This is a genomic window from Bifidobacterium sp. ESL0682 (assembly GCF_029392815.1).
Classification (GTDB): domain Bacteria; phylum Actinomycetota; class Actinomycetes; order Actinomycetales; family Bifidobacteriaceae; genus Bifidobacterium.
In genome coordinates this window covers 707,610-723,008 of record NZ_CP113942.1, presented here as the reverse complement: position 1 = coordinate 723,008, position 15,399 = coordinate 707,610, and the positions used below count along the sequence as shown (strand labels likewise).

13 protein-coding genes, 1 tRNA gene and 2 pseudogenes are annotated in these 15,399 nt (G+C 55.3%); all 16 read right to left on the bottom strand.

The features are described 5' to 3' along the window. Window positions 1–34: 34 nt before the first annotated feature. The 16 genes and pseudogenes from OZX57_RS03045 to OZX57_RS02970 all read right to left on the bottom strand — a co-directional run bounded on the left by OZX57_RS03045 (window position 35) and on the right by OZX57_RS02970 (window position 15,219). Window positions 35–676 carry a single-stranded DNA-binding protein gene (locus tag OZX57_RS03045; protein WP_277162662.1) on the bottom strand — a complete coding sequence of 214 codons (642 nt, stop codon included), beginning with the start codon at window positions 674–676 and terminating at the stop codon, window positions 35–37. 474 nt (window positions 677–1,150) lie between these two features. Beyond that, complete coding sequence (locus tag OZX57_RS03040) at window positions 1,151–2,965, bottom strand: proline--tRNA ligase (protein WP_277162915.1); 1,815 nt, start codon at window positions 2,963–2,965, stop codon at window positions 1,151–1,153. Window positions 2,966–3,250: 285 nt separating this feature from the next. Then, on the bottom strand, window positions 3,251–4,663 hold the full coding sequence (locus OZX57_RS03035; RefSeq protein ID WP_277162661.1) for a PIF1 family DEAD/DEAH box helicase: 1,413 nt from the start codon (window positions 4,661–4,663) through the stop codon (window positions 3,251–3,253). Between the two features lie 161 nt (window positions 4,664–4,824). Further along, on the bottom strand, window positions 4,825–5,475 hold the full coding sequence (gene orn, locus OZX57_RS03030) for an oligoribonuclease (protein ID WP_277162660.1): 651 nt from the start codon (window positions 5,473–5,475) through the stop codon (window positions 4,825–4,827). A 153-nt stretch (window positions 5,476–5,628) separates the two neighbouring features. Continuing rightward, complete coding sequence (guaB, locus tag OZX57_RS03025) at window positions 5,629–7,179, bottom strand: IMP dehydrogenase (protein ID WP_277162659.1); 1,551 nt, start codon at window positions 7,177–7,179, stop codon at window positions 5,629–5,631. A gap of 49 nt (window positions 7,180–7,228) precedes the next feature. Next, window positions 7,229–8,376, bottom strand: a pseudogene (locus OZX57_RS03020) (MraY family glycosyltransferase). Continuing rightward, a complete protein-coding gene (locus tag OZX57_RS03015; RefSeq protein ID WP_277162658.1) occupies window positions 8,373–9,035 on the bottom strand; it encodes an L-threonylcarbamoyladenylate synthase in 663 nt (220 codons plus the stop codon). The pseudogene OZX57_RS03020 and the gene OZX57_RS03015 overlap by 4 nt, the downstream one beginning before the upstream one ends. 282 nt (window positions 9,036–9,317) lie before the next feature. After that, on the bottom strand, window positions 9,318–10,391 hold the full coding sequence (gene prmC, locus OZX57_RS03010) for a peptide chain release factor N(5)-glutamine methyltransferase (protein ID WP_277162657.1): 1,074 nt from the start codon (window positions 10,389–10,391) through the stop codon (window positions 9,318–9,320). A gap of 15 nt (window positions 10,392–10,406) precedes the next feature. After that, window positions 10,407–11,495: a peptide chain release factor 1 gene (gene prfA, locus OZX57_RS03005; protein ID WP_277162656.1), complete on the bottom strand. Its 1,089-nt coding sequence runs from the start codon at window positions 11,493–11,495 to the stop codon at window positions 10,407–10,409. A gap of 125 nt (window positions 11,496–11,620) precedes the next feature. Then, complete coding sequence (rpmE, locus tag OZX57_RS03000; protein WP_277162655.1) at window positions 11,621–11,833, bottom strand: 50S ribosomal protein L31; 213 nt, start codon at window positions 11,831–11,833, stop codon at window positions 11,621–11,623. A gap of 331 nt (window positions 11,834–12,164) precedes the next feature. After that, a tRNA-Ile gene (locus tag OZX57_RS02995) sits at window positions 12,165–12,238 on the bottom strand. Between the two features lie 75 nt (window positions 12,239–12,313). Next, window positions 12,314–12,949 (bottom strand): ECF transporter S component, encoded by a 636-nt coding sequence (locus OZX57_RS02990; RefSeq protein WP_277162654.1) that lies wholly within the window; start codon window positions 12,947–12,949, stop codon window positions 12,314–12,316. 243 nt (window positions 12,950–13,192) lie between these two features. After that, window positions 13,193–13,441 (bottom strand): annotated as a pseudogene (locus OZX57_RS02985) (aldehyde dehydrogenase family protein); the annotation flags it as partial. Between the two features lie 249 nt (window positions 13,442–13,690). Next, on the bottom strand, window positions 13,691–14,140 hold the full coding sequence (locus tag OZX57_RS02980) for an NAD(P)H-dependent oxidoreductase (RefSeq protein WP_277162653.1): 450 nt from the start codon (window positions 14,138–14,140) through the stop codon (window positions 13,691–13,693). An 8-nt stretch (window positions 14,141–14,148) separates the two neighbouring features. Beyond that, complete coding sequence (locus OZX57_RS02975) at window positions 14,149–14,328, bottom strand: hypothetical protein (protein ID WP_277162652.1); 180 nt, start codon at window positions 14,326–14,328, stop codon at window positions 14,149–14,151. Window positions 14,329–14,682: 354 nt separating this feature from the next. Beyond that, entirely contained in the window at window positions 14,683–15,219 is a 537-nt protein-coding gene (locus tag OZX57_RS02970; protein WP_277162651.1) for an NAD(P)H-dependent oxidoreductase, read from the bottom strand. Between the last annotated feature and the right edge of the window lie 180 nt (window positions 15,220–15,399).

The window sequence follows — 15,399 nt, the reverse complement described above, 5'->3', positions numbered from 1 at the left end:
GTACTTGAAAACACATACAGCCGAAAAGCCATGGTCAGCCCACCGATGCCACCAGCCGTTCAGTAGTGCCGGTTTCTTCAAACACTTCGCTCGCATCCCATGGATCATCGCCAGGAACATCAGCATCACTTCCGTTCCCATCGCTGGAAACAAGACCGGCCGCTGGCTTTTCGTTTCGTTCGTCATTCCCGCGCACATCCAAGACATCGTTCTCACCGACGTCGATAGAACTTGTTCTCCCGCCACTGCTTGTCTCGACTTGGAATCCATCAACCGCAGAGGCGTCAGCAGTGCCGCCTTGTCCTTTTACCCCTGATTTGACACGTTGAAACACCGAGATGCCAAAGCTCAGATCATGACCCACACTGGTTGCTTCCATCACCATCTTGGTGTGCTTAGTTCCTTCCCGCGTCCATTCCTCGGTGACCAAGGTACCGGTGGCCACCACCGGATCGCCTTTGTGCAGACTCGAAAGAACGTTCTTTGCCAATGTACGGAACGCTTTTACGGTAATCCATGTCGTCGGACGGTCACGCCACTCATTGGCAGTCGCATTGAAATACCTTGGCGTACATGCGATATTGAACGAACACGCCGCAGGGCCTCCTTCCTTGCCGAAGCTCTGCGGATCTGCACCCACAAATCCTGAAATCGTCACTGTACCTTGTTGCGCCATATGCTGCTCCCTTGCCGGTCAACTTTCTACGTGGACTGCAGAATCTGTTCGACCGGCCATGAAATCCAAGCGCATGCGCGAATGGATTACTGCGCTGAATAGGGCGGCCAGAACATGAATCCTGCGGTTACTCCAGTATGTGCCACATAGCGTGCTTCACTCAAACCAAACCGGGTGCTGTGGTCGAACGCTCGAGGTACCGGCGTTTCGTGGATAGAATGTGGATGAATCAGACTCCATCCACTGGAAAACGGTCAATGTGGACAACCAGAAGAAATCACTGGACCAGCAAAAATAATGTAACGATAGCAATAATCCAAAAATCAAGACACCGATGTCTAAAAATGGGGAATCTTTTGTTGATGGTTCCCAGCATCTCCATCATCAACAAAAATGTGGCCGCCTCCATCGACAGGAGACAGCCACATTCATCTGCAGCTATGTGTGGCGCTGCAACCTCCAAGCGTCACTGCTTTAGAGCAGTGCGGCATAACGCTGCGCCAGCGTATCAGCGGCCTCATCCGCAGCAACCTTCACTGCGTTCTCACCGTTGCGATCACGCACTTCAATCGTGCCGTCATTCAGGTAATCACGGCCGACCACGGCGACCAGCGGCACACCGAGCAACTCGGCATCCTTGAACTTGACACCCGGCGAGACCTTCTTACGATCGTCATAAATGACCTCAAGGCCCTTGGCCTCAAGTTCAGCGACCAGCTTCTCAGCACCGTCGAATGCTTCGTCCTTCTTGCCCGTGGCAACCACATGCACCGCAGCAGGCGCAATGTTGACCGGCCAAGCCAAGCCCTTCTCATCGTGATGAGTTTCGGCGATGCAGGCCATGACGCGTGAGACGCCAATGCCATAGCTGCCCATCCACACCGGCACGGCCTTGCCGTTCTGGTTGAGGACTTTCAGCCCGAGCGCTTCGGAATACTTGAGGCCAAGCTGGAAGACCTGGCCAATCTCCACGCCACGTTCGAAGCTCAGCGGGCCGGATCCATCCGGGCTCATGTCGCCGTCGCGAACCTCAGTCGCCTCCACGGTGCCGTCAGCTTTGAAATCGCGTCCATAGACCATATCAAAGGCATCCACGCTGTCCTTGTCGCCGCCGGTGACCCATGCAGAGCCTTCAGCGACGTGGGCATCAACCAAATAACGCACTGGGTCCTTGATGGCGGAACCCTCAACGCGAGCCTGCGGCCCCAGCACGGACGGCCCGATATAGCCCTTGACCAGTTCGGGATGAGCCTTCAAATCAGCCTCGTTGGCCTCTTCGATTTCAGCAGGTGCAAACTGCGCCTCGAGACGCTTCATGTCAATCTGACGATCGCCGGGCAATGCCACAACGATAACCTCGCGCCACGGCTTGCGATGATCCTCGTTCTCGTCATCGGGCTCACCGGGATGCTTCACGGCGATGACGACGTTCTTGAGCATATCGGTATCGGCCCAAGCACGCCCGTCCTCACGCGGATACAGCGCGTTGCACTGGCTGACCATCTCGTCGATGGTCTTGGCGTCCGGCAAATCACGCAAGGTCATCGCCGGAGTCTTGGAGCAATCGATGGCCGGAACCTCAGGTGTGGTAAGTGCCTCGACGTTCCAGGCCTTGCCGCTGGGCGCCTTGGCGAAGGTATCCTCGCCGATGGCCATAGGCGAAAGGAACTCCTGCGATTCGAAACCGCCCATCGGGCCGGAGACCGCGTGGACCATGATGTAGCCCAGATCGAGGCGCTTGAAGATACGCTCGTAGGCGTCGCGCTCTTCGACATAGGCCTTCTTGAGCCCGTCCTCGTCGATAGTGAAGGAATAACCATCCTCCATGATGAACTCACGGCCGCGCACCAGGCCGGCACGCGGACGGAACTCGTCACGGTACTTGGTCTGAATCTGATACAGCGTAACAGGCAGGTCCTTGTATGAGGAATACATATCCTTGACCAACAGGGTGAACATTTCCTCGTGGGTCGGCGCAAGCAGGTAATCAGCCTCGTGGCGGTCCTTCAGACGGAAAATGTTCTCGCCGTACTCTTCCCAGCGATGCGTCGCTTCATAGGGCTCCTTCGGCAAGAGCGCTGGGAAATGGACTTCCTGGCCGCCGATACCGTTCATCTCCTCGCGAACCACTGCCTCAATCTTGTTTAGAACGTTGAGGCCGAGCGGAAGCCAGGTCCAGATGCCGGGCGCAGCCTTGCGGATATAGCCGGCTCGCTGGAGCAGACGTGCCGAGTCAACGTCGGCGTCGGCGGGGTCCTCACGCAGCGTGCGCAGGAACAGGTTGGACATACGAAGTGCTTTTGTCATGGTTCCTAAATTATTCGCGCGAGCCGACATTGACGGCGTAACAATAGTTGATATTATATGCAAATTCTCAATTGCCTGCAGCTCGTAGCAATTGTCGTCACCGTCTCGGCGTTAATCATGCGTCAATCATGTCTTGATGCCACTGTTACAAACCGCAACATGTCAATATATCTCATCAGAAACGGCACATCACGCCTGATACGAATCCGTGTTTTCAGAACGAAAACAGACAGCAACGAATCTCATTATTCCGACAAGCGAAACCGCTCAGAACAACTCATCCTGAGCGAATTCGTCAGCATCACCGACCAGCTGACCGGAGGCTTGCTTGGTAAAAGCGTCACTGCCTTCACTTTCGAGACGTGCGCAAGCCGACTTGGAGTTCTCACGCAGCTGTCCGTCGAGCAGTACGGCGTCAGGTGAGACCATGAACGCACGCTCGCTGATGTCGTCGAGATAAAGGCCATCGAGGTTTTCGACACGAGACAACGCAACGTAGCCCATGCCGGGAGCGAAGGTACGGCGCAGATTCATCACGGCCCGATCGAGCGTCATGCCTTGTGATTTGTGAATGGTGATGGCCCATGCGCAGCGCAGCGGTACCTGTTTGACGCTGGCCAAGATGGTCTCGCCGTCCATCATGTCCCATGAAGCCTGCTTCATAGTTACCGTGTTGCCGTTCTCGAAAGCGACAATCGGCCAGCCGCCCTTGGCTTCAGAAACGAAACCCTCCACCTTGCCGATGGAACCGTTGACATACTGGTGATCGGCGTCGTTGCGCAACGCCATAACGGCTGCCCCGGTTTTGAGCTCCAGTTTTTCCGGAGCGAGCATGTTCTTCTTAAGACGCTTGACCAAGTCGGCAGGGCCAGCCGATTCAGCAACATAATCGTGGGTTTCGTCGTGAATCTGCGAAAGTCGCAGATCGTTCAAGGTGTCGGCCTGCTTGTTGACCGGGAACAGGTGGACGGCCACTTCCCCATCTGTTGGGGACTTGCCCATGCGATCGGCAAGTACGTCGTGGTCTTCCTGGGTGACATCGCCTTCGCGAATATCGGTGAGGACGGTGAGCAGTTGACCGTCATCTTGACGGTGCTGCTCGGTCAGATAACAGACCACGGGATTGAGTTCGTCCCAGACCAAGGATTCGGTGACGAAGCCGTCGGCATCCTTGCCGACATCGGCATAGCGTTGACGCGACATCAGGAATTCCGGACTCGGCGGCACATCGTCGCGGCGGAAAGATTTCTTGACCGGCGGCAATTGGAAGAAGTCGCCGGACAGCACAACCTGCAAGCCGCCGAACGGCTCGGTACTGTGCCGCAATGCGCGACAGACATCGTCGACCATATCGAACAGCCATGCGGGCAACATCGAGACCTCGTCGATGACAAGAATATCGGCGGCCTCGATCTTGCGCTTACGACGCGCACGAATACGTTTCAACAGTGCCTGGGTCATGACTTGCGAAACGCCAACCCCGCTCCAGGAATGGATGGTCTGACCGTTGATATGGGTGGCCGCGATACCAGTGGACGCGGTGACGGCGACGGAAGCACCGTGGGCACGGGCGGAACGGATGAACTCATTCAATACGTAGGTCTTGCCGGCACCGGGAGCACCGGTGATGAACGCGTTCGCTCCCGCGTCAAGAATTGTCAGCGCTTCCGCCTGCTTCATGCCGTTTCTCTCCCCTTATCTGTGCCTTCGTAGGCCGAACATGCGACAGAAATCAGGAAATCCACGCGTACATCCCTATTTCTGTCGCATCCTCATTTAAGATTCAATGAAAATCAGAGGAGACCAATCCCACCACTGATTTTCATCGCAGCCCATCACACTCACTCAGCGTTCAGGCTGGTCTCCACGATTCGCTTGCAGATAGCTTTGGACTGTGCATCGTCCGGACCGGGCGACGGAGCCATGAAGGCCTCGCGATAGTAGCGCAGCTCGTCCAACGACTCGATGATGTCAGCGAGCGCACGATGGCCACCGTTCTTGGGAGGACGATTCATATAGACATCCGGATACCAGCGACGTGCCAATTCCTTGATGGTGCTGACATCGATGCTGCGATAGTGCAGGTGACTCATGAAGTCAGGCATGTAATGGTCAAGGAACTTCTTATCGCTGCCAATCGTGTTGCCAGCGAGCAGCGGCTTGACGCCATCGGGAGTGAAACGGGCAACGTACTCAGTGACCTTCTTTTCGGCATCAGCTAAGCTCAGGCCGGTCTCCCACTCATTGATCAGGCCGGAACGAGTGTGCATCGCGCGCACGAAGTCGCCCATGTGGTCGACGGCCTTCTGAGAGGGCTTGATGACGTAATCCACGCCCTCATCGAGTACCTTCAGATTGAAATCGGTCGGCACCACGGAGACTTCCACGAGTTCGTCGCCGCCGAAGATATCGAGGCCGGTCATCTCGCAGTCAATCCAAATCAGGCGGGAATCCTCCGCCGAATATGTCTCGTCATCCTGAGCATTCACCATAATAATTACCCTTTCACTGCCATCAACAGAACTCTACACACTATCTCACGCGTCTGACCGAAAGCCACTATCATTTGCTGCATCAAAACAATAAAGGTAATGGAGAGACAACATAAAAAGTCCTTCCATTACCTTTATGCAATTAAATAAATATCAGTCGTTATGGAAACCGCTGTAATTCGGGGCTTCCGCAGTCATCACGATGTCGTGCGGATGCGATTCGCGCAGACCAGCGGTGGTGATGCGGATGAAGCGTCCCTTTTCGGCCATTTCCTTGATGTTGTGGGCGCCAACGTAGAACATCGACTGGTGCAGTCCACCGATCATCTGGTAAAGCACCGAGTTGAGGGAGCCGCGATATGGCACCTCGCCTTCGACGCCTTCGGGAATGACCTTGTCGTTGCTGGTAACGTCGGCCTGGAAGTAACGGTCCTTGGAATAGGACTTCTTGCCACGCGGGGCCATCGCACCGAGCGAGCCCATGCCGCGATAGAGCTTGTACTGCTTGCCGTGCAACAGCACCTTCTCGCCCGGAGTCTCGTCGCAGCCAGCGAGCGTGCCGCCAAGCATGACGGTCGAAGCACCGGCCACCAGTGCCTTGGCAATATCGCCGGAATAATGGATGCCACCGTCGGCGATGCAAGGCACACCGGCCGCGCGGCAGACCTGGGCCGCGTCATAGACAGCCGTAAGCTGCGGCACACCGACACCGGCAACCACGCGCGTGGTGCAGATGGAACCGGGGCCAACGCCGACCTTGACGGCATCGACGCCGGCATCGATCATGGCCTGCGCGCCGGAGGCGGTCGCCACGTTGCCGCCGATGATCTGCACTCCCTTGAATGCGCTGTCGGACTTCAAACGCTTGATCATGTCGAGGGCCAGATGCGCCTCGCCGTTGGCGGTATCGACCACCAGCACGTCGACACCGGCCTCCATCAGTGCGGAGGCACGCTGCCAAGCATCGCCCAGGAAACCGATGCCCGCGCCTACACGCAGACGGCCCTGGTCATCCTTGGTGGCATCAGGGTATTGTTCGGTCTTCACAAAATCCTTGACGGTGATGAGTCCGGCCAACTTGCCTTCGCCATCGACCAACGGCAGCTTCTCGACCTTGTTCTTGGCAAGCAGATCATGCGCATCCGCACGCGAAATGTTCGCCGGACCCGTGATGAGCCCGTCCTTGGTCATTACGTCCTTGACCTTGAGCTTGTCATAGTCCTCGGAGGCGATGAAACGCATGTCGCGGTTGGTGATGATGCCGAGCAGCTTGTTGTCGCTGTCAACGACAGGCAGGCCCGAGATATGAAAACGGCCACACAGCTTGTCGAGATCGGCAAGGGTGGCCTCGGGATTGACAGTGAGCGGATCGGTGATCATGCCCGATTCACTGCGCTTGACGATATCGACCTGTGCGGCCTGATCGTCAATGGAAAGGTTGCGGTGCAGCACTCCGATGCCGCCGTTTCGCGCCATAGCGATGGCCATGTCGGATTCGGTGACGGTATCCATAGCCGCCGAAATCATCGGCACCTTCATGGTGATTTCACGGGTCAGATGCGTGGTGGTGTCCACCTGAGACGGAATCACATCGGTCTCGTTGGGAAGCAACAGCACATCGTCGTACGCCAAGCCCATTTTTGCAAAAACAGGAGGCAAAGGATTGAATGATGACTGGATATCAGATTGAGAATTTATAGCCATAGCACAACTATATGGGCGCGGGGTGACGAGCACCGCCATCGGGTTACAGTTACTGGGACTTTCGGGAATGTCGCGCATTGCGCACGCCCGGATCCTCCTCTTTCTGCAACTCAAGCCAGCGGCGCATCAGGTACGGCGAAAGCGTCAGAATCGTGAGAATTACGGCTGCGATAATCATGCCAATGGCCACATACTGCCATCGGAAGAAGAGAATCATGATCGACCCGAAGGAAATGAGCGCCGCCCAGCCCCAAAGGATAAGCACCGCACCTTGCACGCTGTGACCGATGCGCAGCATGCGGTGATGCAAGTGCATACGGTCGGGGTGCATTGGCGACTGGCCTTTGCTCAGGCGGCGGATGATGGCCAGGCACATGTCAAGCACTGGTAGGAAGAGCACGAGAATCGGCAGCAGAATCGGCATGAACGCCGGCAGATAAAGGCTGGTATGCACGGAAGCCGGATCAAGATGGCCGGTCATGATAATCGACGCGCAGGTAATCATATAGCCAAGCAGCATTGACCCAGAATCGCCCATGAACAGCTTCGCCGGATGCCAGTTATGCAGCAAAAAGCCGACGCAGATGCCAACCAAAGCAACGTCAAGCAAGGTAGCCATCGAAGCGTAGCTCGGCGTGGAACGCGCGATGACGTATGAGTAGACAGCGAACGCAATGCCGCCTATGGCTACAATGCCGGCAGCCAGACCATCAAGCCCATCGACGAAGTTGACGGCGTTGATGGAAGCGACAATCAAAAAGGCGGTGATGGCCATGGAAATACTCGGTGAGGCCGTGACCAAAGAACCGAACGGCAGGAAAATAATCTGCACGCCACCCCAGGCGACGAACACCGAAATCAACAGCTGGCCGGCCAGTTTGAGCATCCAATCCAAGTCCCAGAGGTCATCGGCCACGCCCAACAGGCAGATCATCGCCGCACCAATCAGCACTACCCATGCCTGGTTCGACCCGGCAAAAGACCTGATATGAAAGGCATCTTGCTGGCGAATATTATTGCTACCGCAAGCCCTATCAGCATTGCCAGCCCGCCCATACGAGGGGTCGGTACCGTATGCACATCGCGGGCGCGAACTTCGCCCACCGCGCCGATCTCAATCGCGAGATGACGAACAAGAGGGGTGACCAGCCATGTGGTCCCTCCAGCAATCGCGGCGATGAACAGGTAGACTCTCACGCGTTCAAACTCCTGCCTTCAACATCCATCAGTGCTGCACGCACCTGCGCCTCGCTGATGACACCAGCACGAACGATTGAGATGCCGTCACGATCGTTGTCGTCGGCGGCGACCACCGTGCTGGCAACGTGACTTACCGTCGGACCACCGTCAAGATACAAATCGACATCGTCACCGAGCGCCGCCACAGCTTCCTCAACTGTTTGCGGGCTTTCGCCGCCGCTGCGGTTCGCGCTGGAACAGGCCAGAGGACCAGTGGCACGCAGTGTTTTCAAGCAGGCTTCGGAATCTGGCACACGCACGGCTTGCGTTTTGCTGCCGTTCATTTCCTCACGCAACGTGACCAGCTTTGAATCGGCCTGCGCCACGGCTATCGGCGAGAACGGACCAGGAAGAAAAGCCTTGGCAAGTCTATCGAGTGGCACCGGAAGATAAAGGTCGAGCCCGTCGAGATCGTCAACTGACGAAAGCAACACCTGCAACGCCTTGCTGCGCGGTCGACGTTTCGCCTCATAAATACGGCTTACCGCCTCGGCGCTGAATGGACTTGCGGCAACACCATAGACCGTGTCGGTCGGCAATACGACAAGCCCGCCATCTTTGACAATCTTGGCAGCCATCGCCAGAGATTCATCATCAATCGTACGCACATCACTCATATTTCCTCCAACACAAAGTATGCCTTAATTGCACCATTGCACCCCGACTTCACCTACAACGATTATAGAAGCGTCACCAATCCGCATACGTTCGTGCAAACATCTTAGCCACATTGATTGCTGGTGTCCCGAATGGCTTTCCAATGGAAATACACGCATTAACCCGACCTGAAAAGCTATGCCTTTCACGGTGAATAAATACCGGATCAGTCGGTGGAATCGTTGCTGGTTTGACCTGCAAGAAACCATAGGTTGGCACAATCAACCAGTTCAACAAAGCAACTATTGTTTGATGGCAAACAGATAACGCGGACGACCAGTGAGGTCATCACCGGTATGGGCCGAGCGGAAACCGTGGGTTTTGGCGAAATCGGCGAGCAATTGAGCCTGTGAAATGTCATGTTCCATTACCAGTGCCCCGCCGCTGCGCAAGAGCTTCTGTGCACGCACAATAATCCGTTCCGGGGTATAAGTGCCGTCGGAGGAACCGCCATAAAGAGCCGTTTTCGGATCATAATCGCGCACTTCGGGCTGTTCGGGAATCTGCGCAAGCGGCACGTAGGGCGGGTTGGTGACCACCGCGTCAATCGTGCCGTTCAATTGCGAAAGCGTCATGGCATTCGTCGCGTCGGCATGGGAAAGATGGTAGTTGTAACCGGCCAGCGAATGGTCTTTGAACACCTTCTCCTCATTGCGTTTCGTCCATTCGAGGGCTTGTGTATCCTGCTCCACAGCCCAGACTTCGCTGCCCGCCACTTCGGTGACGAGCGACAAGCCGATTGCTCCGCTTCCGGCACATAAATCGACAAGCCGGCTGGGTTTGACATTTTCCTGTGTGAGCCAGTCTATTGCCGCTTGAACCACGGTTTCGGTTTCGGGACGCGGGATAAAAACGCCCGGCCCGACTTCCAAATCCAAATAGCGGAACGGAGCATGCCCGACGATATATTGCAACGGTTCACGCTGTTTGCGCCTAGCTACCATTACGGCAAAACGCCGGATTGCGGCATCATCAGCGTCACTGAGCACATCGGTGTTATCTTCCTCAGAAATATCGGGATTTCCAGAGGTATCGCCTGATTTTCCCGTTTTCGAAATTCGCTGTGAAGTATGTTCGGAATCGTCGCCATCATCGATGCGATGGACATCGACTCCATCGCTGGAATCATCTTTTAATGTGCTATGCAACGGCGTATCGAGCAATACAGACTTTTCGATATCGCTAGGCTCCACTCCGAACGCTTCTGCAAGCAACAGTTTCGCGTCGTTCCGCGGTGTTTCAATGCCTGCGGCTTTCAGCCATTCCGTTGCCTGCTGCAAAATCTCAGATGTCGAACGCACAACGTTTTCCGCCATTGCCTATGCCCTTACTCAGTCGGTTTTGGCGAGACGCGCAGCCTCGTCGGCCTGGATATCGCTGTCGATGACGGCCTGCAGATCACCATCAAGCACCTGGTCGAGGTTGTAGGCCTTGTAGTTCGTGCGATGATCGACGATGCGGTTTTCAGGGAAGTTATAGGTACGGATGCGTTCGGAACGATCGAGCGAGCGCACCTGCGAATGACGCATATCGGCCGCTTCCTCAGCTTCCTTTTCGTGTTTCATGGCCAGCAGACGGGATTTCAGGACGCGCAGTGCGGCCGCACGATTCTGAATCTGCGACTTCTCATCCTGCATGCTCACCACAACGCCTGTGGGAATATGGGTCATACGTACCGCGGAATACGTGGTGTTGACGGACTGTCCACCTGGACCGGAGCTCATGAAGATATCGATTTTGAGGTCTTTCGAATCGATTTCGATCTCATCGTCGTCCTCATCGGCTTCGGGGAAGACGATGACACCTGCTGCAGAAGTCTGGATACGCCCCTGTGATTCGGTGACGGGAATACGCTGCACGCGATGCACGCCACCCTCGTATTTGAGGCTTGCCCACACCCCGTCTTCAGGTGCCGGATTGCCCTTGGCGCGAATGGCGACCTGCACGTCCTTGACACCACCAAGCTCGGTGCTGTTTTCGCTTTGGATGGTGGTGGTCCAGCCACGCTTTTCGGCATAACGTGTGTACATACGCAGCAAATCACCGGCGAAGAGCGCCGCCTCTTCCCCACCGGTGCCGGCCTTGATCTCCATGATCGTATCGCGCACATCGTCGGGGTCACGCGGAATCAGAGCGCTGCGCAGCTTCTCCTCAGCTGGCGCTACCAGCGCTTCGAGCCGCTTGGCTTCATCGGCAAAGTCGGTGTCTTCGCCGGCCATTTCCTTGGCGGCATCGGCATCTTCCTTAGCCTGCTGCCAGCCACGATACGCTTCGACAATACTGCCGAGTTGGGCATGGCGACGCCCCAGCTTGCGAATCGCTTTGGGATCGGAGGCGACCTCGGGCTGGCTCATCTGCCGCTCGATGTCCTGATACTCCTCCAACGCGCTTTGCGCCGCCGGGAATTGCTGGTCTGCCATGCAAAAGTCCTTTTATACAATATTCAAAATTATCAACGATATAAACCCAGAAATTGGGTATGAAAAACGCCAGCCCGGATTCGGGTCCGAAAACCCGAACCAGCGTGGCTGGCGAATGAAGAATGCTACTTGGTCTTCTTGCCGTAGCGCTTCTCGAAGCGAGCGACGCGGCCGCCGGTGTCGAGAATCTTCTGCTTGCCCGTGTAGAACGGGTGGCAGTTCGCGCACACATCAACCGTCATGTGATCGCCCTTGGCGGTGCTGCGCGTGACGAAAGTATTGCCACAGGAGCAGGTAACCTGCACTGTGTGATAATCGGGATGAATACCCTGCTTCATAATGTCTCCTAAGGAATTCAGGTGACCCGGGTCGCCTAACCCCAATGGCCAGACGTGAACCGGAACGTTGAAATTCTATCAGCGAGCGTTGACTTGACCTATATATCGGAGCCGAAAACCAATACATTCCAGCTTGTCGATTTACAGGTTTAGGCAAACACTCACCAATAGCACAACAGTCTGTAGATCCAGTTCATACCGGCTTCTTCCGTAAGCTGATTTCCGGAATTCAACTGGCTATTTTCATAGAAACATTCAATATTCTTCAACAGCAAAGAAACAAATACGAAATCGACAAAACCTTGGGATTCCAACGAATTGAAAGGATGAGTGGGGCCGCAGGGGCTTGAACCCTGGACCGACGGATTATGAGTCCGATGCTCTAACCGACTGAGCTACAGCCCCACGTTGGCAAAAGCCAACTCGTTTACTTTATCAAACGCTCTGACCATCAACGCCACATGGAAATGTCGGTCTTTTTTATTTCCTGCTACTCACGGCACGGCCGGAAGCAAAACGGTCCAACGCGCCGGTTTTGGCGATGGCAAGGTAGAGGAACCAGCTCATCACGCCGGCGATGAGGATGCCACCGATAATCTCGCAGACCATGTGGGTCAAGCCGCGGGGACTGACCAGCGCGACACCTTGCAGACGAGTAAACAGCACATAAAAACCGTATTCCAAAGCGGTCAGCGCGCCGGAAGCGACGGTCAGGCCGAGGTTGAACTTACGATACCGGAAAATCGCGAACGGCACTTCGGCGAACAACCCCTGCAACAAAGCGGAAAGGAAGACGAAAGTAAAGGAATACTGGTTACCGAACAGCGTTTCGGTGAGACTGCCGAGGATGTCGACATAGATGGCAGCGCCGGGTTTGCGGATGATAATCAGAGCCAGCGGTCCAGAGAAATACCAGAACGCATGAAACAGGCTGGTGATGCCAGGCAGCACAGCGCGTAGCAACGGGGCAATCCAGGCATAGGCGAAATTGAAGCCCCAAAAGACGATGCCGCAGGCCACGCCGAGTGCCGCACCGAGCGCGATATCCGCAGCGCGCCAACGCAGACGGGATGTCTTGGCGACCTTGGTAACCGGCGTGTTTACGGACGAATCCAAACCGCGGTTTTGCTCTGTTGACCCACTTGGATTGTTCTGATTGTCAGAAAAAGATTGATTGGTTGATGAAGTTTCTGATTTTGGGGCATGATTGGCCACGGTCGTTCCTCGTATACAAACTGCGCACAGCGTTTTGGATGCTGACGCCCCTTGACCTGCGCAGTTCGGGCGGAGACGCCAATCGCCACTTTAGCAGGCCGCCAATCAACGGCACACTCCTACGCTATCGGCATTGCTTATGGCTCATGCCAACCACTGCGTCCTTTCGACCTCACCCTTGGACTCGCCAATCAGCTTGCCCATGTCGATCGTGCAGATTTTGGCGAGCTCGTCGGCATGCTCACGGAACTTCGCGGCGACGTTATGCAGAATTCCGGCACGTTCGGCAATCGGTTGGCTTTGTATCTCGCGATAGGTCTTGTCTGCCAGGTCAATTGCGCTTTTTAGCTCGGCGTCGGTGGTGAACGGATATTCTTTGACCAATTCATTGGTATAAGGATTGACGGTTTAGCTACCTCCTTGTAGATATAACTCATCATACTCGGTATTTTCGATGATAAAAAATGCTTGTTTAAAAGAAATACAAATGTGATGAATCAGACATGAATTCGACGTGAAAAATCGCCACGAGCCGAGTCCATCACCCACAACGCATTGTCGGGCCGTCGTCACGAAGACGACGGCCCGACAAAAAGAACAATCTTCAAAGCGACGAAAACGTCGCCTATCCCCTACTGTTTGTCACCAGTTGACGTGATCGATCTGCTCATCGACCGGCTGATGACGCACACCGGAAAGGATCAACGCACCAAGTTCGCTAGCGGCGCGACGTTCACGGTTTTCCAGTTCGGGGGTGTCGAAATCTTCCTTGGTGGCCATCAGGCTGGTCGCCGTCGGCACGGCGCGGAAGAACGCGAACAGGCCACGCATAACGACATCCGGCACCAGAGCATGACGATTCGAACCACCGGTCGCCGCCAGAATCATTGGCATATTGGTGATCGCATCGCGGGGAACGAGATCCCAGAACTCTTTGAACAAGCCGGAATAAGAAGCCTTGTAAATCGGCGAAGCGACGATGAGGCCATCCGCGCCAGCCACCGAGGAAATAGCGGCAGTCAGGCGGTTACTGGATTCAAAGGTCACCGAAGCCTCGGCAATATCGGTGGCCAAGTCCCTCAGAGTAATCACTTCAACTACTACCTTTTGCCACGGGCCTCAAGGTAGGCTTCGGACTTCTCAGTGATTTCTTTGGCCAGCCGACGCGTGCTGGAAGGCTCCGAAATGCCGCCATTGACCACGGTCAGATGATACTGTGTCACTTCGGTTTCCGCCTTGGCGGCCAGCGTTACGATATCTGTCGTCTCTTCAAGACCCACAGTGTACCTCCCTGCAAATCACAACTTCGTTTTCTTAAGCTTTTCAAAGGTTTGGAAGAATGCCGCTAAAGCATTCTCCCATCATTCGAGTGTGTCTTAACCTTTAGCCTAACTTACCACTTTCACTCGTCCAGCGCGAGGCGAAAACTTCAGGCGGCACTAGGAGAAACCGTGATTGTGTTCACACCGCAGTAAACCATACTATGTATTGCATTAATCCGCATCAAACGTTTGACTAACATCTTCTATAGAATCTTTATCCAAAAAGCATTATTGTCCGGACGGAAAATCATTTCCGCCCGGACTCGTTCGACATAGGTTTGCCTCGGCAATAAGACGAAATTCGATTCGTTCCTACTTGTTGGCCTCAACGTGCTTGGCGAACGCCTCAGCGAAGCCGCGCAGGAAGTCTTCGGAGCTCTCAACGACGTTGCCGTTCTCATCCAGACCGGAAGCAGCGTTGAAGTAGACCTCAGGCTGGCCCATGAGCTTCATATCGAGGAAGAGGACGACGTTGCGCAGGGCCTGCTGCGCCTGGGTCGCGCCGAGCGCGCCCATGGAAGCTCCGATGATGGCGGCCGGCTTGCCGGCGAAGGAGCTCTGGCCCCACGGACGGGAAGCCCAGTCGATGGCATTCTTGATGACGCCGGAGAAGCTGCGGTTATATTCCGGGGTGACGAAGAGCACGCCGTCGGCGGCTTCGACCTTCTGCTTCATCTCGGTGACCTTGGCGGGCAAGTCGCCGTCGAGGTCCTGGTTGTAGAGCGGCAGGTCCATGTCGACGTAATCGAACTTGACGCCTTCGGGAGAGAGGCGCTCGATGTTTTCTGCGAGGCTCTTGTTGAAGGAATCCTTGCGCAGCGATCCAACGAAAACAGCGATGGTGGTCATGATATGCTCCTTGGTTTTCTTGTAGTTTCGTTTCCTTGAGCCGCTTGCACCTTGGCAGCGAAAGCGTCTCGTTTCAGTTGTCTCAAGCTACAGCCACTTGCGGTGGCCTTGCCGTATCGCGGTGCAATACGAATGCTTGTTAGAAGCCATATTAAGCAAGACTGGCAGTAGTGTCATATT

Coding starts and splice junctions, on each gene's coding strand:
- orn (WP_277162660.1), bottom strand. CDS start 5,475: ATGGTGAATGCTCAGGATGACGAGACATATTCGGCGGAGGATTCCCGC.
- prmC (WP_277162657.1), bottom strand. CDS start 10,391: ATGGCGGAAAACGTTGTGCGTTCGACATCTGAGATTTTGCAGCAGGCA.
- OZX57_RS03045 (WP_277162662.1), bottom strand. CDS start 676: ATGGCGCAACAAGGTACAGTGACGATTTCAGGATTTGTGGGTGCAGAT.
- guaB (WP_277162659.1), bottom strand. CDS start 7,179: ATGGCTATAAATTCTCAATCTGATATCCAGTCATCATTCAATCCTTTG.
- OZX57_RS03040 (WP_277162915.1), bottom strand. CDS start 2,965: ATGTCCAACCTGTTCCTGCGCACGCTGCGTGAGGACCCCGCCGACGCC.
- rpmE (WP_277162655.1), bottom strand. CDS start 11,833: ATGAAGCAGGGTATTCATCCCGATTATCACACAGTGCAGGTTACCTGC.
- OZX57_RS02970 (WP_277162651.1), bottom strand. CDS start 15,219: ATGACCACCATCGCTGTTTTCGTTGGATCGCTGCGCAAGGATTCCTTC.
- prfA (WP_277162656.1), bottom strand. CDS start 11,495: ATGGCAGACCAGCAATTCCCGGCGGCGCAAAGCGCGTTGGAGGAGTAT.
- OZX57_RS03015 (WP_277162658.1), bottom strand. CDS start 9,035: ATGAGTGATGTGCGTACGATTGATGATGAATCTCTGGCGATGGCTGCC.
- OZX57_RS03035 (WP_277162661.1), bottom strand. CDS start 4,663: ATGAAGCAGGCGGAAGCGCTGACAATTCTTGACGCGGGAGCGAACGCG.